Below are 19,958 nucleotides of genomic sequence, written 5' to 3'. Positions count from 1 at the left end.
GAGAGCCTCCTCGGCACTCTTGTTGAACTTCAAAATCCCCGAAACAACCAAGCATTTCTACGATTTTAACAAAAAAAACAATCCCGGCCCAGAGATTCCTTTTTGAATCTCCGAGCCGGGAATAGCATATATTAAAATATAGAGAATTAAATTTCATCTAAATTAAAAACTGGATAATCCTCTGCGTAAATACTAAAACTTAAGAGATCATCATCTGTCATTTCCTGCTTATGAGACTTCAGTTTCTCCCATACTTCTGAGATGAGACTAGCTATCAGAGTTGCCTCTTCTGCGATGTAAGAATACTTATAATAAGCTTTTGCCCACCATTGAAGACTTTTATAAATCTGTTGCCAAGATTTATTCTCCAACATCTTTGCAAAGTCAGCCTTGCCTTTTACAAAATCGTTGATTGACTGATAAGGCAAATCTTCTGGAGCGAGATAGGCCTTGCAAAACATCTTGGGACTCATTACCACCCACTCCTTTTTTGAGACATTGGAATACCTTTTAGAGAACATCCAACGAATCGCTTGTTGATACAGCAATTCATTAAAAACAAATATTGCCTTGTCAGAAACTAGACAAACAGCAGGATTCAACAGTTCAAGAGTATGCGATACTTTACGATTCAAGCTAGCAGTCTCTAGTCCATCAGTCGATTTATACCCCAACCTCAACTCAACCATTAGCAACTTACCGGTAGTCTTACGGTTATTTTCGTAATCAGCGATGCCTATTACCGCATCCATTGTAGCTTGCTTTTGCCCGCCACAAATCATTGTCTCATAGGTATCCATGTCCAAACATTCTATTCGCTCGTCAAAAAAATTATCTTTATAATCCCTTTTACAAACGTCACTTAGTAGCGCCCCAGCTTTTTCATAAATGGGGTGCGACTCTACACACCCATTATCAAAGATCTGTATCGCCATATTGCTGAATCCTTTCCAATGCTATATTGAACGAATTGAAGATAGGCTCGATGTCACTGCCGAGAGGCTTAAAAGCATATTGAAACCCATCATCATCCACACTCTGAGCTAAATAGAAGTTTGTTTCATCCAAGATTTGTTCCTTTTTGGCTATTGCCTTGATGGCAGCGACAAAGTCAGGATTATGACTCGCCAAGACTATTTTCACTCCCAATGACTTACGGATAAGAATCAATAATCTAGCAAAGACAACAATCCACTGAGGGTGCAAATGAACTTCCGGCTCATCTATCATAAGAACCGTCTTGTCATCCAAATGACCATTCTTTATCAACTGGAAAAGATAGGCAAACGACTTCATACCAGTAGCGATTTTATCCAAAGGAAGCAACAGCTTGCCATCCTTGCGCTCATAATACATTTCTTTATTGCCCAACAAACTGTCAGAAACATTAATTTTTCCATTTAGAATTTCTGATATGCGATATAGCAACCGTATGTTTTGCTTATTATGGCAACCATTTTCCTCTAGCATTAATTTTCTTAATCTTTGCCAAAACACATTCTTTAGGAAGTCATCCAAGCCGAAAGCCATTGGAGTGTCTATGTAAATCGCTTTGTCCAGATTAAAGAGAGAGCCTAATCTCCCATCAGATATAATGTTGACCCCTTCCTCTTGCAAGGAGATTTTAAAAGGAACCATCTCATCTTCATATAGATATGTATGAAGAAAAGACAAGACATCTGTCAAGGAGCGATCCTCGCTTTTATACAATACCTCTTGCTGCATTTTATCTACCTGTAGGCTTATCAACTCAGCAAAAGTTTGAGCATTCCTAGCCTTTTCCTCACCATCCAAATTCTGATTCAAGAAATTAAGAACTCTGTCTTTTCGTTGTTCTTGAACATTCTCGGCATTCAAGAATTTATCCAGTTGTAAGGCAAATTCACCTATAAACAAATGTAGCTTACCAGAGTATTCGCCTATTGAGTCTAATGAGAAATTATCATCGAGTTTTAAATCGTCAACAGATTGCAAAATATTCTGTCCATTGTTAATGCCTCTATGTAGTTCCCACATTTCCCTGATGGCACGACTGACATTTTGCAGCAATGAATTTATTTCTGTTTTATATCCTTTAACCAGATAGGAGTCAAAGTCCGTAGCAATATCTATCATATAATACAACCATTTAGATATAGTACTCTTACCACATCCATTTGGCCCTGCCAACACGGTGATACCATCTATCAGGATATCAGCCTCCTTGATAGCATGATAGCTACATATAGAAAAACGATACTTGCTCATTTATTCAATCATTTATAATTATTTTCGCAAAGGTACAACTATTATATGAAAACACCTAAGATTTCATAGTTTTTAACACGAAAAGCCATCACACTTTCCCCCATGCAGCCACGCCCCCATCCACCACCTTCACAAACGCAAAAATCCCGACCCAGAGATTCCTTTTTGAATCTCAGAGCCGGGATCTCTTATTCCTATCTACCAGCTTATCTTTCCGAAGCTTGGTATTCCGTTATTTATCCAATGCCTGATATTTAGAATGCTGACTCTTGTACTCAGGAACGATTCGCTTCATCATACCCACGATTTTCATATCATCAAAGGTCTGGGCTATGCATGACAGTTCGTCCAGTTCCTTGCATACATCGGCATAGTCATACTCACGCACCTTCGCAATCTTGATTTTCTTGTGGAAGGTAGGGAGCGTCACTTCCTTGTCGTTGAGCACCTCCTCGTACAGTTTCTCACCATCACGAAGACCGGTAAACTTGATTTCAATATTCTTAGCACCGCTCAACTTAATCATGCGCTTAGCCAAATCCACAATCTTCACAGGCTGTCCCATGTCGAACACGAAAATCTCACCGCCATTTCCCATTGTACCAGCCTCCAAAACCAGTTTGCAAGCCTCAGGTATCAACATGAAGAAGCGGATGATGTCGGGATGCGTCACCGTCACAGGACCGCCGTTTTTAATCTGCTCCTTGAAGAGTGGAATCACCGAACCATTACTACCCAACACGTTACCAAAACGAGTAGTAACAAACTGCGTCACAGCCTTCACAGGCATACCAGCGTCATCCAGACAAGCATCAGCATAAATCTTTCCCTCCTTGATAGCCTTGTCCAGACTCTGCACATAGATTTCGCAGATACGCTTCGAACAGCCCATCACGTTGGTAGGGTTCACCGCCTTATCGGTGGAAATCATCACAAACTTCCTCACGCCATACTTCACGCTCAAGTCGGCTATCACCCTCGTGCCATCCACATTGTTTTGGATGCTCTCGCTCGGATTGTCCTCCATCATCGGCACATGCTTGTAGGCTGCGGCGTGGAATACGTAGTCAGGCCTGTGTTCACGGAAGATTTTCTCCATCCTAGGCTTGTTCTGTATGCTCGCCATCAAGGTGAACGCCTCGATTTGCGGAAAATTCTTCGCCATCATCAGACGCACGTCATGCAATGGAGTCTCAGCCTGATCCACCAAGATGAGTTCATTCGGCTGATAGATGGCAATCTGTCTCACCATCTCACTACCAATGCTACCAGCTGCACCCGTTATCAGGATACGCTTACCAGACAGCAGATTACCCACAGCCTTCATATCAACCTCAATCTTCTCACGAGGCAGAAGATCCTCGATGTCCACTTCCTTAATTTGCGAATGCGAGAAGTTGGTCTTGCCATCCCATTCCTGCGCACCCGCCAACACGAAGAGTTTGATGTCGTTATCTACCAGGCTGTTAATCATCTCCGTATTCTTGCGCAGTTCCTCACTCTTCAAAGGAGAAACCAGCAAAGCATCAGCATTCTCCTTCTTCATTTCATCCACCAGATGCGCATCGTTGCGGAATATCTCCACGCCCATCATATACTTGCCCTTTCCATTCACGGTATCACTCACGAATCCCTTCAGGACAAATCGAGAAGGTTTGGTGCTGCGAATCATCTTCGCCAACCCAACGCCTCCACTGTGCGTACCATAGATAAACACACGTGTCGCCTTGCCCGTATGCATCGAGTCGTATAACATTTTTACAACCACACGCAAAGCCGTCATCATCAGAGTAGCGATGAGGAAGGTAAAGAACAGTTCACGTATACGCACTGGCTCCAACCATCTATCCACATGAACGTAATATCGGGCTATGGCAATGATAACGAAGCCGATGGCATTGGCAGATGCGATACGACTCAAATCCACAAACGAAGAGTAGCGGATGATAGCCTGGTAAGTGTGCATCAGCCGGATGCCTATCAGATAGGCAATGAGATAGACGCATAGCGTACCCAGCAGCGGCCAGAAGTTATTTGTCAGTTCGCTGCCCCCATGATCCAAATAATAGCATAATACACCTGAAAACAAAAGGATCAGACAGTCGAGGATAAGCACACACCAGTAAGGAAGGGCATTTTTAGTAAAATACCATTCTCTAAGTTTTGAAATAAATTTCATAAAGAGTTTCTCTAAGTCTCGTTGTTTTAGTACTCAATAGCTTCCTTGATGCACTCCACAATATAGCGCACATCATCATCGCTCACCATAGGACCGGCAGGCAAACACATACCAATCTTGAAGATAGCCTCGCTCACGCCATTCACATAAGCAGGAGCATCCTGATATACAGGCTGCTTGTGCATCGGTTTCCACACAGGGCGAGCCTCAATCTTCTTCGAAAGCATGAACACACGCATCGCCTCCACGTTCTCGTTAGGCTGGCAGTCGGTAGTAGGCGAATCCACCACATGAATCACGCCAGCGGCACCACCCACGGCAGTCTTCACCACCTCCTTGTAAGCATTCTCCTGCCCCTTGACTTTCAGTTTATCATCCAGCACGATGGTGCAGAGCCAGAAGTTAGAATCATAGTCAGCATTAGGCGCCTCATGCAGCGTGATGCCCTCCACACCTTTCAACAGTTCCTTGTAGAGTTGCTGCACGTGCTTGTGGTGAGCAATATGGTCTTCGAGCACCGTCATCTGCCCCCTTCCTATGCCAGCGCACACGTTGCTCATTCGGTAGTTGTAGCCGATGGCGGTATGTTGGTAGTAAGGATAGGAGTCGCGAGCCTGCGTGGCATACCACATGATTTGGTTCTTGTCCTCCGCATTGCGGCATATCAAGGCACCGCCTCCCGAGGTGGTAATCATCTTGTTGCCGTTGAAACTCAGCACGCCAAACTTACCGAAAGTGCCCAGCACCTGTCCTTTGTAGCGTGATCCGAATCCCTCAGCGGCATCCTCCACCACAGGAATACCATACTTGTCGGCTATCGCCATGATGCGGTCGCAGTCGTAAGGCATGCCATAGAGAGCCACTGGCACGATAGCCTTCGGATACTTACCCGTCTTCTCCTTGCGGTCGATGATGGCTTTTTCCAGCAGATCAGGATCCATGTTCCATGTGTTTGGTTCCGAGTCGATGAATATAGGCGTAGCACCAAGATAAGTAATAGGATGAGAAGAAGCACAGAAAGTAAAACTCTGTACGCAAACCTCATCACCAGGACCTACACCGCAAGCCAGCAAACCCAAGTGAACAGCAGCAGTACCAGCGCTCAGCGCCACCACCTCACGAGACAACTCAGAGCCATCGCTGTTCTTAGAAACGAAAGTTTTCAAGTCGTCCTCGAATCCGTTCACGTTAGGTCCCAGCGGCACCACCCAGTTGGTATCGAAAGCCTCCTTCACGTATTTCTGTTCCATACCCTCCTCGCTCATGTGGGCGAGGCACAAGTAAATCGTTTTTCTTTCCTTATCCATAGTAATATCTTTTATATTGTTTCTCCAGCATATTTCATTTTCTTTCCCAGCACCGTACAAAAAATCATCTGTATGTCCTTGCAGAAAGAATAATGCTCATAATAATACCTATTGATACGTACCTTGTCGGGGTAAATCACCTGGTCGTTATACTCCACGGCAATATCTTGCGCCGCACGATGGTCTCCCTCCAGTTGCCTCTTGGCTACATAATCTGAGATCATCTCGTCCTCCAGTCGGTATTTCAAGGTAGCGGGTCCCGTGATACCAGGACGGAGTTTAAGCACCACCCTGTCATCGCCCTTCAACTGGTCTGCGTAGCCTGGCACGTCTGGGCGAGGTCCCACGAAACTCATGTTACCAACAAGTACATCCCATAACTCGGGCAGTTCATCCAACTTATAGTGTCTCAACTTAGCCCCCAAAGGCGTGATGCGATTGTCGCCTGCCACCGAAACCGACGAGCCATTGTGCTTCACTGTCATGGAGCGAAACTTATGGCAGGTGAACAGCTTGCCATTCTTCCCCACCCTCTTCTGACAGAAGAAAGCAGGACCACCTGGCATTTTCACACGAATCAATATAGCCACGACCAGCAAAACCGGCCATAGCACCATCAGACCAACCAATGCCATCAGTCGGTCAAATATCCATTTCATAATCATATTTTCCTTTTTAAATATTTTCTAGGGCAAAGACATAACCGGCATTTATCCGAAACCACCGAGCATTTCCTTGCTTGTAACTATTGTGGGAGATAGTCCACTCCATGAATAATGCAGTCTGAAAAAACAAAGAATCGCTTTTTTATCCTCACTTTCCAATAAGCCAAGGACAGCAACCGTTCTTTATACTGTAGCAATTTCACCAAAGAGCACACCTCGAAAGATGTGTTTTCCCTTTTAGGTTTTGCCTTATTTTCAGCAGCTTTCAAGGCTTGCTCAAAAAGATAATCTCTAAGAGCTATATCAATTGCTAAATTATTTAGTTCACCTTTCTTCGCATACTCTAGTCTGACAAAACGGCGAAAATACTTCAAAGAGAAAACTACCTTGAAACTCTCTGCGAAATAAGCTACTTTGTCAGTCGTGTCATTCACTTGAATGCTTGTCTTTACAACAATTTGATTAGTACGTGGTTCTATCTCGTATATTGGAATATCAAAATGAAAGGTTAAATCGTGAAGTTCTTCTATTGGAATTGCTTCGCCATGATATTGGCAATAAAAATCTACTTTCACCCTGTTGACAATAATACCTTCGGAAGTAAAAGCAGGGAAAGACACCGCTTCTTCATCATCTTTCTTTACTTGAGCTTCCACGAACACATCGTCATTTCCATCTTTCAGTATGATTCGGGGATTGGGAAACTCTATTGTCATATCAATCCATGGAGCAGCCCGATGCCAGTCCCATCCATCTTGCAAATTCAGTGACTGTATCATGAATCTATCCAAGAGGAATTTCCAATGTTCTACAAGACTTCCATCCCATTTAAACTTTCCCCTATCAACATCCACGAATGGCATCACAAACAGATAGACAACATCATAAATCCAAAGGATACCTGTACAATAAGGTCCATCCTCTTCTTTGTTGAAACAAACATCCAGTGCAGGTTGTTTATAAAATAGTTTTTCTTTTGAACTGCCAAAAATAATGCTAGGTAAGACATCAGAAGACCAGATTTCCTCTGAACGCAACCACTTGATGGTATTTGTAAAATGGCATAGCCTGTCTGATGGCATTAAATCTATCACCATTTTAGCCAAAGCCTTATATATCCCCTCGTTCGTGACGTTAGCCTTATGATGCAAACGATACCCAAAAGGCTTGTCGATATTTATATGGAGGGCTTCAATAGGTTCTTTTTTCAGATAGAGCACAGCATCCCCATTCTCATCAGGATGCAACGCAAAGTTATCTCCAATCACATGAGGAGATTTTGTCGAATTCTTTCGAGCTATATGGAAGATACATCTTCTCACATCCATCAGATGCAAGAAATGATCCTCTACAGCATTCAACTTATGATTGCAGGCATCGCACTCTTCGTAACATACGAGCAATTTATTACCCAATGAGTCTTGGATAGCATGAGCTACATCCTTGTATTTACCAGGATCTGTACAACCGCAAAATCTACACTTTCTCTTACTCTTATCTGGCTCACCCACAGCGACCTTTATTCCGTCAAAGCCATAGCCATATACATCAAAAAAACGTTCAACTTCAAAGTAATTATGATAATGTTGATTGTGATACATAGCTAACTCAACGTATGAAGTCGACGAGATTCTGAGTTCATCTATAGCCAATCTCCTATCGCTCCATTTTGCCGTGCCTGCATCGAAGACAAAAAATCGTTCATTTTCTGCCAGACCATTAGCACTGATGAACATCGTTAGCTTACGTATCTCACGATGGTTTGCATCATATTTGCTTTGCAACACATGCAGTGCATCCCTTGTCTTCTGAGTATTGAGGAGTACCACGCCACAAGAATTGACAAAGCGTTCAATCTCGCAATCATGAGTTAGAGTTCTCCTGATGTCATCAATAAATGACTCCTGCTCATCCTTATCAGAAAAGAAAGGATTAAGTCTTGCGTTCCGAGAATATATGTAGAGTCTTAACGTTGCCATAATCACCTTAAATAACGATAACAAAGTTTTTTCACCCATGCTGGAGAAATCTGCATTAAGAAAGTAGCATAGGCATAAAGATATGACATTACCCCATATTTTAATCCTCGATTCACTTCCAACCTATCAGCAAGTTGTCTCATTGCAAGATTCCATCCATTGCGACGTTTACGAAACAAATCATTAGTCACTCGGAATTGCAAAACTACATCAGGGACGTTAGCCATTTTGCACCCTGCCATCAGTCCATCCAACCAAAGCATCGTATCTTGATTCTTTGGATGATCTGCACGATATGCACCTTTTAACTTTTCAAAGAAACTATATCTGAACAAAACCGCAGGATGTGCCAGCGGATTACGCTTCTCGAAGAAGTTCACACATTCTTGATGAGTTAAGGGATAAATTATCGTTTTTCCACGAGAAATAGATTGTTTATCCATTTCTTCAATAGCACCTCCCACAACATCAATATCTTTATGAGACTCCATATAAGACATTTGTTTTTGCAAACGACTAGACAACATAACATCATCAGCATCCATACGTGCTAAATAGTCAAAGCCTTGTACATGAGCGATAGCTATCAAGTCATTCAGGACACAAGCTAACCCTCGATTTTTGGGGAACCAACACACCTCTACATCGCCTCGCTTATCCATTTCTTGGAGATAAGTTTTTGTAGCATAAGGAACCTCCCCATCAACACCTACAAAAATCTTATAGTTATGAAAAGTTTGAGAAAAGACACTATTAAGTGAGAGCTTAAAATATTCCAAACTATCGTTTTTATATATCGGCAGAAGAACCGCCACACATTTTTTCATACAAACGGCTTATTAAATTGATACCACATATAACCCTCGATGTCCTTCAAATACGCTATCAAAACATATCGCCTTTCCGTCTTGTCTCCAACGCGGATGTAAATCACAACGAGTATCATTGTCATATTTAAAAGGAGAAAAAACTTTTACTATAGTTTTCACACTTTCCCCTGTCGTATCTGTATCATAGCCCAATTTTAATTCTTGGACTCGACATCTACTTGGATAAGTGTCAAATATAACTAGATTATTATCTGTAGGACAATAACTAGGATGACCATCATTACTTAATTGTGGCCATAAATGCGTATATTCTTGTGTTTTGTCCTTCATCAAATAATAGCCTGGGCCATCTGACTTTTTACGTTCAAATGCAATTATCTCCTGGTCATTTTTCCAGAAACAATGGCTAACCATATCATCATCACTCAATAGATACATATCTGTTCCATCTATATTGCAAGTAATCAAACGAGTATATTTTCTTTGTCCACAAAACCAACGATACAATACCATAAAGCGTTTTCCATTAGGCGAAATCATCAAATGGTTCACTTTATGAACAGAGCCTTTTTCTTGCATTTCATGGCGTGGTTGAAATCCAGAGAAATCTGTATATTTTAGCAAATCAACAACTTCACCAGTTTCCAAGTTCATCCTCCAAATAGCAGCAGTATCTGGAAGAGCAATGCCTTTAGTTTTTTCAGGAAGAGCAGCATATCCATATCCCAATCGCAAGTTATGCAAACGAGAAAAATCCAAGGATAACGCAGTTTTACCATCCGATGACACCGTATAACATGGCAAAGGCAATATTCGTTCTTCACCTGTAACGATATCCAAGATTACAGAGCAATACTTACCATTACGCATATCATTATACAAAATACGAGATTTAAAATCTGGACCAAGCCATTGCGCCATACAACCTTGCTGAACATTCCACGTATGAGTAGTTGCGATTTTTCTCACCCCATTATTGACGTCAGTATCGATCAGCAATATATCTGCAGTCCCTTTCGGGTCAGGTTCGCTCCAAGTATTAATCGCCCTCATACAAATCAAATAGCGCATACTTGCATCCCATGGCGACTTATCGTAATAACCAAAAAAGTACTCTTTATCGTCATTTGGCGAAACCTTTTCGATGTTCCCCTCTGATTTTATCTTCTTACTCACAGTATAACATCCTAACTGATATGCACGTTTGATGTATTTCTTCACACCAGGAACTTTGTTCAACTGATAATTAATTTTTTGCTCTAAACTCATACCGTTTAATTCTATATATTCTTCATTAATTTCCAATCTGGCATTTGCGGTTTATCCGTCAAACCTTGTCGATGCATCCATTCAAAAGGAGCAATAACAATTTTACCAGCATGCCCATTTAGCCACGCTGCCCACCAACTAAAAGAGCTATGAGCTATTATATTATGTTTACACATTGACATTAATTGCATGTCAACATAAGCCTTTTCAGCTGAATTTCCTGAGACCAACGTTACAGTATCACATAATGGTACAATATGCTCATTACACCAATCAATATCATTAGAAAATATAAAGAAATGAGGATTAGCAACATTATTTTTTATATATGATATTGCATTGCTATAATAAGGCACATCACATATACCAGCATATTCATCCTCCAACAAATAATCTCCTCTTCTTATATGTATAGAAACACTATTGGTTGATTCCACCAAATTAGCGATTTGTAAATTTTCGCCTTGAAGCTTGTCTTTAAAGGAAAAAGCATTACGAATATCAACCTCTATGTCTTCGAAGTAGTTGAAATTTTGCCAGCTTCCCTCAAAATAGCAATTACCCTTTATTGCATTTATATCGTGACTCCAATCAGTAAACAATCTTGGCTCGATGTACTCAGACTTCCGATGTGGGAAAACTCTTCTCACAAGCCGTGAGAGTTTATAATTTGGAACAAAATATGATACCTTCATTAAGTCAACAGATGAAGCAACATCCAAGAGTTTCAAGCCAAAAACTCGTTCTAATTCATATCCATTGTGTAATGGGTAACCTTTAAAATGAGACAAATCAATTTTAATAGCCTCATGAGGAAATTTGGATTTTAGACCTAAAGCAAATGCATACTGGAACATTTGGTTACCTAATCCCCCTATTATATTTACAATTTTCATTTTTTTGCTTATAATTTGCCAAGAAGAACCTTGGCTGTGATTTTATTTTTCTTCAAACCTTCTACGATGCAGAACGTCAGAAACAAGCATAACACAAAACTAAGACCAACAATAACAGCATCGCTACCTGAAGGCAATAGTATTCTCACTCCACTTACGACCCATCCCTTGAGTGAATCGGCCCAAAGTAAACGTTTGCTTTGTATCATTTTTCAAAGATTCTGTTCAATTTTTCCTTATTTAACACCTTGTCTATGTCATATTTGCATACCTCCTTTTGAACAGCCATAGACATAATCGGTATTCTTGAAGGGTTTTCTATAAATTCAAGCATTGTTGATTTCAAACTATCGACATCTTTTGGCTTTATGAGCACACCTAATGAAGAGTTTGAAATAACATCTGGATTTGCATGGAAATCTGAAGCTATCACGGGAAGACCAGCCTTGAAAGCATCAATCAACACACCTGGAAATCCCTCGCCCTCAAAATATGTAGGGAATACCATCACGTCATATTCAGAAAGTTGTCTCAATCCCTCTTTCGACTTCAAGTTTAAAAAGCCACCATACGACATGTAATCACAATCCAAGGTGTCAAAATATCCCTGTGAATATGTATTTGTTTGCGAACCGTAAAAAGTCACTAAAAATTTCTTGCCATATTCTTCATACAATTTTCTGGATGCATCTATGAGCAAGCCAACACCTTTCTCCTCTATCAAACGTCCTAAAAATACGAACTTAATGCCCCCAGTTGGGCGATTTCTTTTCGCAGGCAACTCTCCTATCGGCTTAAAGTTAGGCAAGACTTCTACATTGCTCAGCCCCACATTGTTAAGCTGAACCTTCATGTAATGTCCCTGTACTAAAATCTTATGAAATGATTTTAATACAGAGACATTATTCAAATGCCCCTCTACTTTTTTTCCCAAGTCTCCTCCTATAACAAAGTAAATGACTTGTCTATGAACATGCAAGATTTTCAAGATCTTGCCTAACCACAAAGCACCACGCCCAGAGATAGACAACACGCATTTACACTTATAAAGAATTACATAAACGAGAGCAGACAACAAACAGACAATAGAACTCTTGTTCCAAGTATCAAAGAACCTCACGTCATAATACTTTTTAAGATGTGCCAACAACAATTGATTTTTGGCTTGCGCCCCACCACCAGTGGGAGGTTCTCCATATTGAATGGAAGCAATAAAAAGCAACTTTTCCATCAAGATTTGATTAATAAATAACTATATTTGATTTTCTCTTTACGAACTAATGCCAGAATAGTCAAAGAAACGACATAGACCAAAGAAAACAGTAACATACTTGCAAACAGATTATAAGCAAGAATCATAAAAACAGAGGTCAGTATTTCCATGCAAATTACAAACCTATCCAATTTAACGTTCAAATAACGATATAGATAAAACTGACACAAATAACTTCTCAACATGATACTAACCAACATACCCATAACAAGCATATTAATACAATTCACCACATTCGAAGACAGATAATAAAAGAATACAGCAAACAGCACTGAAGCCAAATTGATTTTCAACAATACAATTTGCTTTCTGAACGTCTTGAAATAGGTACCGAAAACCAATACCATCCGCGTCTCAAAAAGAGCTATAGGACATAAAATCATCAAATAGCTCAGGCTGTCCACATACTTTGGTATCCAAGTCTTTATTATCAATGACAGAGGAACGAAGCCGATAAAGCAAACCATCGCAAAGAGTCCTATAACAAAAGTTAGCATATCCAACATCTGCCTTTGTTTATCCTTTTCCATCCTACAAAGGTACGGAAACAAAACTAACCCTATCTGTGAAATGAATGTCAAAACGAACATAGACAAAGATACTGCAAACGATATCTTGGCAAAAACAGAAATACCCCAATTATGCTCTACAAAGAAACGACCAGAGCCTATGATGAAGGTACTCAACAAATTGGAAATTGTCAACGATATTCCCACTATCATATTTCCACATGTAGCACGTAGATTATTTCTGACAAACAAATTGGATGTGACTGTGAAATCGAAGAATCTCCCAAAGCAAGTGGAAACAAATGCTAAGGCTATGAAACGGGCACAAAGATAAGAGAAAATAACATTGACAAATGAATCTTTGTTAAAGAGAACCAGAAACACAAACAAAAGCCCCAAGAAGGTCACCTTGTCTATTACAACAGTCTTGGAATAATAACGCATTTTATCGGTTGCCATCAAGACAAACGACAACAACTTATATACATTCTCAATAATGATATAAACACCGAGGAAATAAAAAACAACCTGATAAGCGCCTTTCAGAAACAGGTACGAATATAGAGCAACCAATAAGGCTATGACCATTTGAAGAAACGACACCAACAGCAATTGGGGATAATACTGTTTCCTGTTGATTTCGGAAAACTTCTTACCGCCCAAAGCCAAATATATACCATCGCTAAAGCCGAAATGAAGAAGCCCTACATAACTACTACACAAGAAGAAATATTGCCAATAACCAAATTGTTCGATTCCTAAAATTTTTGGAAGCAATAAAGATGTAACTAGCCCACAACACAAGGATACAACTTGTGAAAACACGGCATAAGAAGAAGTCTTAAGGAAACTCTTTTTATTTGAATTCATAAACTTAACATTCTATTCAACCAACTTGCCATTTTATACTTCTCAACGATAGCGTCACTTAATTTTACATAAGGAGATTGAATAAAAGCCTTAAAACCAGATTCATCATCCTTACCTAGAATAAATATATTATGAGAATTGTAAAAATCGTAATTGACAATATGTTGGTTGTTGGTGACTAATTTCTTCTCATAAAACATAGATTCAAAAGCTCTCAAAGAAATTCCTTCTTGTCCTTCCTGAAGAATCTCAATAACAGAATTGCTTGCTTGAACATTTTTGCATACTACATTATAATCAATATGCCAAGAATATCTTCTGCTAAACAAAGCCTTACGGTTATTAACTAAAATAATTCTCGACTGTAATCGGTTCTTCCTATATAAACTTGCAACTTTATAAAGCATTTCTCTTCTCCCCTTATCTTGCCCTATGAAAAGCCCATCCCATTTAGTTGTTAATACGTCTTCTGTTAATACGTTTTTGAAATAAAATGAACCTACATAAATGAATCCAGCGCAAGCAGCATCTTTTTTTGAAAAAGTCGCTTTAATCCACCTTTCACTTAATCTAGAATGAGCTTTAGACTCGCAGAGTGGATTCCAAGAATAAAATATTAATCTTGCAGTTGGACTACAAACTCTTTCTATACGTCTCGCTACCTCGTCATAATTCTTTCTTGTGTCAAATAGAATGATAACATCCATTTGTTGGATCACATTTTCCAAATTAGGATTATCTTCCAAATATAATTTATGTGTAAACAAGCTAAGAAGTCTCTTCCATATAGGTGGAGACAAGAAACTCGAAACGCAACTCACCTGACTGATTTGTGTATATTTAGCAAAGCTAAAATCTACTAACAATACATGCTGTTTCATTATTCGTGCTTTAATCGATTTAAACGCTCTTGATAATAAATATTCTTTCTATGGTTTAACTCATCATAAGGAATATCATCAAAAATTGAGTAATATGGGTAATATATTTGATAAAAATAATAACCATGAGAAGTGGAACTTACCCAATCAGAAACATCTCTAGCCTGATGTTTTACCACACCAAATATAAAATTAGCATATAAGGCAAAAATTAATATTTTCTTCGCTCCATAGTGGTTCCAGATAAAATCACCCAATAATATTAAATAATATATCTGAAAGTAATTTACAAAACGAGTGGAAAAAATAGGTAGAAAAAGTCCTAAGATCTGTGTCAGCAAATAAAACTTCGCTCCTACAATAACTGTCGCAGACATACAGTTATTAGCAGTCTCATACTGTTTCACTAAATAAGCTACTAATAAAACTATTAAACAAGATCTAACACTACCAAAAATCGTTGCTCTTTTCATTTGAGAATATTCCTCAAAAGAATCTGAAAAAAATGGCAAGAAACTTCCTACAATATGTTTAAGCAAAAAACTACTAAAAATAAAACCAATAATCAACAGAATTAGAAGTTGTTTATAATTAATAGTTGATGCAGAATACCTATACAAAAAAGGAATTACCAATAACACTATACCAGACTTGTGAAAAGACAGAGCAAGTAAACTCCAAGAAAAATATTGTACCCATTTTTTTTCTTTATAATGATTCATTGCCAGTAAACCACAGCTCAGACTGAGTGACTCTCTTAAAATCTCGCAGTTGAAATAAAGCATTGTCGCAACTACATAGAAGAATATTACAGTAAAACGATACTGACAATACTTGCTAACTATGTAGAATATAACTCCATTAACTAATATTGCATGAAATATTTGGAATGAATAGAAATTAGAATTGATGGTTTTACAAAAACTGTTGGTTATATACCACATAGGAGCATACTTGGCGTGCAAAAAGTCAAATTTAGAAAGTCCTTCCAGAAAAGGAATCTTTTTCCACATATCCATATAACCGATTGTATCGCCACCAACATAATTTCTCAGTCCCAAGAACAACACGACCACAATATAAAGAAAAAAGTAATATCCTTTATATGTATTCCCTCTCTCATAACTGTTCCCGTAATTCCACAATTTATAATCACAAGCATATACGGGAAATAGAAACAATAATATAAGAATTAAATAAATCATTTGCTACTTTATCAAACGGTTTTCCTATCCTTAAATCCTTTGTGGGAAATAATTCGAGCAGGAACACCTGCCAATACGACATTCTCTTCATCAAAAGACTTAGTAACTACAGCATTAGCACCAACTATAGTATGGTTTCCAAGATGAACTCCTATTAAGATTTTTGCGCCAGCTCCAAGGTAACAATGTTGCCCCCCCAGACCTTATCGGAGACATTAACACCATTCTGAATGACACAATTATCTCCAAAACGAACGGTACCATTCACTACAATAGCACCATAATGAGGAATATATAAACCTTTGCCAAAGGTGTTAGGAGGTATAGAGATTCCAGTTAAAACACTAAGATTCCTAAACTTGTAACGATACCATAAGAGTAATATTTTGGACAATTTTCCTTGTCTACAATTGGTAAGATATTCTATCTTTCTCATATACTTTAAGTAACGCCATGTCTTATTAAAAAACAAAGACAAACCGGAAATATGGTTTGCCCTTCTATCCGCATCTAAATATATTTTTAAATCTTGTTTTGAAGCAATCATAAAAATCACATAATTAGTGTTCAATGAATATATTTATTTTAACTAAATTTTCTCACATAATATCTCTTGTACCACTGTGCAAACGCCCTAAGTCCCTCTCTAAGCGACGTATCTGGCTTATACCCAAAGTCTTGATCCAATGGTGTAGTATCAGCGTAGGTTACAGGCACATCACCAGGCTGCATTGGTACAAGTTCCTTATGCGCCTCGAAGTCATAATCCTTAGGAAGCACACCAGCACGAATCAACTCTTTCTGTAAAATCGTAACGAAATCTAAAAGATTCTCTGGGTGACTGTTACCTATATTATATACCTTGTATGGAGGGATAGGCAGACCATCCTCACCATTCTGTTTCTCCGGCGCATGCTGCATCACTCTTACGATGCCCTCTACAATATCATCTATATAAGTGAAATCACGCTTGCAGTTTCCATAATTGAAAATCTTGATGGTTTCACCATTCACCAGTTTATTGGTAAAACCAAAGTATGCCATATCTGGACGACCAGCAGGACCATAAACGGTGAAGAAACGCAAACCAGTGCTTGGGATATTATAAAGCTTAGAGTAAGCATGAGCCATCAGCTCGTTGCTCTTCTTGGTAGCTGCATACAGACTTACAGGATTATCCACCTTATCATCAGTAGAATAAGGAACTTTTTTGTTACTACCATAAACAGATGAAGAAGAAGCATAAACCAAATGCTCTACCTCATGATGACGGCAAGCCTCCAGAATGTTATAGAATCCTATCAGATTGCTCTGGATATAAGCATCTGGATTGGTGATGCTATAGCGCACACCTGCCTGAGCTGCTAAGTTGACTACTAAAGAGATTTTATTTTCAGAGAAAATCTTCTCTACAGCTTCCTTGTTGGCAATGGAGTCATGAACGAATGTCCAATCCTTATCTAAAGCTTCAATCTCCTTCAATCGCTCATACTTGATGTTCACATCATAATAATCGGTAATGCTATCGATACCGATTACCTTGATGTTCTTAGCATCATTAAAAAGGCGCTTTACAAGATTGCTTCCGATGAATCCTGCCGCACCTGTCACCAAGATGGTCTTACCATCTAGACTAATATTATAATCTACCATAACTAGTCTCTTCTAAATATATCTCGTGTATATACCTTATCTTTTACATCATCCAAACAAGCATCATAGCGGTTGGCAATGATGGCTTGGCTCTGAGCCTTGAATGCTGCCATATCGTTCACCACCTTACTACCGAAGAAGGTGCTGCCATCTTCCAATGTTGGCTCAAAGACGATTACCTCTGCACCCTTTGCCTTGATACGCTTCATAATGCCTTGGATGGCAGACTGGCGGAAATTATCGCTGTTACTCTTCATCGTCAGGCGATAAACTCCTATCACACAATTGTGCTCCTTGCTTGCATCATAGCTACTATTCTCATTATAATAACCAGCCTTTCTGAGCACAGCATCTGCGATATAATCCTTGCGAGTACGATTACTCTCAACAATTGCCTCAATCAAGTTCTCCGGAACATCGGCATAGTTTGCCAGAAGCTGCTTGGTATCCTTTGGTAGGCAATAACCACCATATCCGAAACTTGGGTTATTGTAATGGGTTCCAATACGTGGGTCAAGACCTATGCCATCAATGATTGCCTTGGTATCCAAGCCCTTGACCTCTGCGTATGTATCCAACTCATTGAAGTAACTTACTCTTAGGGCAAGATAGGTATTGGCGAAGAGCTTGACGGCTTCTGCTTCCTTCATGCCCATAAACAAACAAGGGATGCCCTTGTTTTCTAATGTTGAATGTTGAGTGTTAAGTGTTGAATTGCCTACGGACTGTGATGCGATAGCGCCTTCAACAAGAAGTTGAGAGAAGGTCTTGGCAGCTTCCTTCATCATCTCGACATTGGTTACAGTCTTGATTGCCTCGTTTTCTTCTGCGAACTCAGGGCGCTCGATAATCTTTGGATAACCAACGATAATGCGGCTTGGATAAAGATTATCATAGAGTGCCTTACTCTCTCGGAGGAACTCCGGGGAGAAAAGGAGATTGAATTGCTTCACTCCCTTCTTAGCATACTTCTGATATAGGCTTCGAGTGTAACCTACTGGGATGGTACTCTTGATTACCATCACTGCATCGGGATTCACCTCCAGGACCAAGTCGATAACTTCTTCTACATGAGTGGTGTCGAAGAAGTTCTTCACTGGGTCGTAGTTCGTTGGTGCTGCAATGACTACGAAGTCTGCATCTTTATAAGCTGACTTGCCGTCCAAGGTTGCTGTGAGATGCAGAGGTTTCTCTGCCAGATATTTTTCGATATACTCATCTTGTATCGGTGATATATGATGATTCAGTTTATCTACTTTCTCGGGAATTACATCTACTGCTGTTACCTCATGATGTTGGGATAAAAGCGTAGCAATACTGAGTCCTACGTAACCGGTTCCGGCTACGGCAATTTTTAATTGATTAAAATTACGCATTGTTTTAAGTTCTTGAATAATAAGCATCCTGAGCCTCTTTCGGGACTTACTTCCCGAATGAGAACTACAGGATGCGTTGTGGGTGATTATGTAGCGCCCACACTACTAAGCTACTTTTCGCTGTATAATCTTTTGTTATAAAGCATCCTGAATCTTGGGGAGGATAGCTTTTTCTCTCGTAGAAATCAGGATGCCATAGTGAGGAGGGAATGCCTTTTCCCCTCTCAAAGTATTTTTGGGTGGGTGTGAAGGGGGTGTATAAGAACTTTTGTATATACAACGTGCGCAAAAGATAAAGAGAAAGGGTATCAGATAGTTATGCCTTCTTTTTAACACTCTTTTCACGCTAAAGTTCATATACCCCCTTCACACTTCACGCTTTGTTTGCTAATCTAAAAATCGCTCATTTCGGCGACAATGGTTCCAGCAACCCGTCAATCAGACGAAGCAGCTCGTCCCTGTGAGCCTCGCCAACCAACGACTCCATCCAACGTATCGCGCCCCAGTAGTCGTCGATGGAAACATCACGGTCCATCGCCTCCAGACTCTTGGTGTACGCATCAGACAGCCGGAACTCCTTGCGGATGGCTGACTTGGTGGAAGCCCAATGCTTCTCCTCCTCAGTAAGACCACCCTCAAAACGGTCTTCCTTCAGTTCTTCACGCATAGCCCAGAACACGTTGTGGACTAAAAGATTAAAACACTTGTGGACAGAAATCATGTCCGTCTGTAGTCGTAGGAATCCTTGATTCCCATGACTTCACTTTTGATTTTTTTGAAAAACATACTGAAAATTTTATGTTATGTTCCAAAATCGGA

General features: G+C 39.7%; 18 protein-coding genes. All 18 read right to left on the bottom strand.

Annotated features, from left to right (window positions below):
- Positions 1-146 precede the first annotated feature (146 nt).
- Positions 147-935 (bottom strand): hypothetical protein, encoded by a 789-nt coding sequence (locus ONT18_RS02780; protein WP_264903907.1) that lies wholly within the window; start codon positions 933-935, stop codon positions 147-149.
- Entirely contained in the window at positions 916-2,247 is a 1,332-nt protein-coding gene (locus ONT18_RS02775; protein ID WP_264903906.1) for an ATP-binding protein, read from the bottom strand. Before ONT18_RS02775 ends, ONT18_RS02780 begins: the two co-directional genes overlap by 20 nt.
- Before the next feature lie 232 nt (positions 2,248-2,479).
- Positions 2,480-4,426, bottom strand: coding sequence for a polysaccharide biosynthesis protein (locus tag ONT18_RS02770; RefSeq protein ID WP_264903905.1), 1,947 nt, complete (start codon positions 4,424-4,426; stop codon positions 2,480-2,482).
- Between the two features lie 26 nt (positions 4,427-4,452).
- Positions 4,453-5,733, bottom strand: a complete 1,281-nt coding sequence (locus tag ONT18_RS02765) for a DegT/DnrJ/EryC1/StrS family aminotransferase (protein ID WP_264903904.1) — start codon at positions 5,731-5,733, stop codon at positions 4,453-4,455.
- An 11-nt stretch (positions 5,734-5,744) separates the two neighbouring features.
- A complete protein-coding gene (locus ONT18_RS02760) occupies positions 5,745-6,398 on the bottom strand; it encodes a sugar transferase (protein WP_264903903.1) in 654 nt (217 codons plus the stop codon).
- 80 nt (positions 6,399-6,478) lie between these two features.
- Positions 6,479-8,377: a hypothetical protein gene (locus ONT18_RS02755; RefSeq protein WP_264903902.1), complete on the bottom strand. Its 1,899-nt coding sequence runs from the start codon at positions 8,375-8,377 to the stop codon at positions 6,479-6,481.
- 2 nt (positions 8,378-8,379) lie between these two features.
- Positions 8,380-9,204, bottom strand: a complete 825-nt coding sequence (locus ONT18_RS02750) for a glycosyltransferase (RefSeq protein ID WP_264903901.1) — start codon at positions 9,202-9,204, stop codon at positions 8,380-8,382.
- Positions 9,205-9,216: 12 nt separating this feature from the next.
- A complete protein-coding gene (locus tag ONT18_RS02745) occupies positions 9,217-10,476 on the bottom strand; it encodes a hypothetical protein (RefSeq protein ID WP_264903900.1) in 1,260 nt (419 codons plus the stop codon).
- Positions 10,477-10,487: 11 nt separating this feature from the next.
- On the bottom strand, positions 10,488-11,372 hold the full coding sequence (locus ONT18_RS02740) for an alpha-1,2-fucosyltransferase (protein ID WP_264903899.1): 885 nt from the start codon (positions 11,370-11,372) through the stop codon (positions 10,488-10,490).
- Between the two features lie 205 nt (positions 11,373-11,577).
- Positions 11,578-12,603, bottom strand: coding sequence for a glycosyltransferase family 4 protein (locus ONT18_RS02735; protein ID WP_264906776.1), 1,026 nt, complete (start codon positions 12,601-12,603; stop codon positions 11,578-11,580).
- Positions 12,603-14,024, bottom strand: a complete 1,422-nt coding sequence (locus ONT18_RS02730) for a lipopolysaccharide biosynthesis protein (protein WP_264903898.1) — start codon at positions 14,022-14,024, stop codon at positions 12,603-12,605. The genes ONT18_RS02735 and ONT18_RS02730 overlap by 1 nt, the downstream gene beginning before the upstream one ends.
- Positions 14,021-14,905: a hypothetical protein gene (locus tag ONT18_RS02725; protein ID WP_264903897.1), complete on the bottom strand. Its 885-nt coding sequence runs from the start codon at positions 14,903-14,905 to the stop codon at positions 14,021-14,023. Before ONT18_RS02725 ends, ONT18_RS02730 begins: the two co-directional genes overlap by 4 nt.
- Positions 14,905-16,110, bottom strand: a complete 1,206-nt coding sequence (locus ONT18_RS02720; protein ID WP_264903896.1) for an EpsG family protein — start codon at positions 16,108-16,110, stop codon at positions 14,905-14,907. The genes ONT18_RS02725 and ONT18_RS02720 overlap by 1 nt, the downstream gene beginning before the upstream one ends.
- 11 nt (positions 16,111-16,121) lie before the next feature.
- Positions 16,122-16,265, bottom strand: a complete 144-nt coding sequence (locus ONT18_RS02715) for a hypothetical protein (protein WP_264906774.1) — start codon at positions 16,263-16,265, stop codon at positions 16,122-16,124.
- The gene (locus ONT18_RS02710) at positions 16,265-16,681 is read right to left on the bottom strand and encodes a hypothetical protein (RefSeq protein WP_264903895.1); all 417 of its coding nucleotides are present in this window, start codon (positions 16,679-16,681) and stop codon (positions 16,265-16,267) included. Before ONT18_RS02710 ends, ONT18_RS02715 begins: the two co-directional genes overlap by 1 nt.
- Before the next feature lie 14 nt (positions 16,682-16,695).
- Positions 16,696-17,763 (bottom strand): NAD-dependent epimerase/dehydratase family protein, encoded by a 1,068-nt coding sequence (locus tag ONT18_RS02705; RefSeq protein WP_264903894.1) that lies wholly within the window; start codon positions 17,761-17,763, stop codon positions 16,696-16,698.
- 2 nt (positions 17,764-17,765) lie between these two features.
- Positions 17,766-19,139 carry a UDP binding domain-containing protein gene (locus ONT18_RS02700; RefSeq protein WP_264903893.1) on the bottom strand — a complete coding sequence of 458 codons (1,374 nt, stop codon included), beginning with the start codon at positions 19,137-19,139 and terminating at the stop codon, positions 17,766-17,768.
- Positions 19,140-19,542: 403 nt separating this feature from the next.
- Positions 19,543-19,806 carry a hypothetical protein gene (locus ONT18_RS02695; RefSeq protein WP_118079067.1) on the bottom strand — a complete coding sequence of 88 codons (264 nt, stop codon included), beginning with the start codon at positions 19,804-19,806 and terminating at the stop codon, positions 19,543-19,545.
- Positions 19,807-19,958: the final 152 nt, after the last annotated feature.

Source organism: Segatella copri (genome assembly GCF_026015295.1).
Lineage (GTDB): Bacteria > Bacteroidota > Bacteroidia > Bacteroidales > Bacteroidaceae > Prevotella > Prevotella copri_C.
Note: the sequence above shows the minus strand (reverse complement) of the source record. Positions and strands in the feature narration are given on the sequence as shown.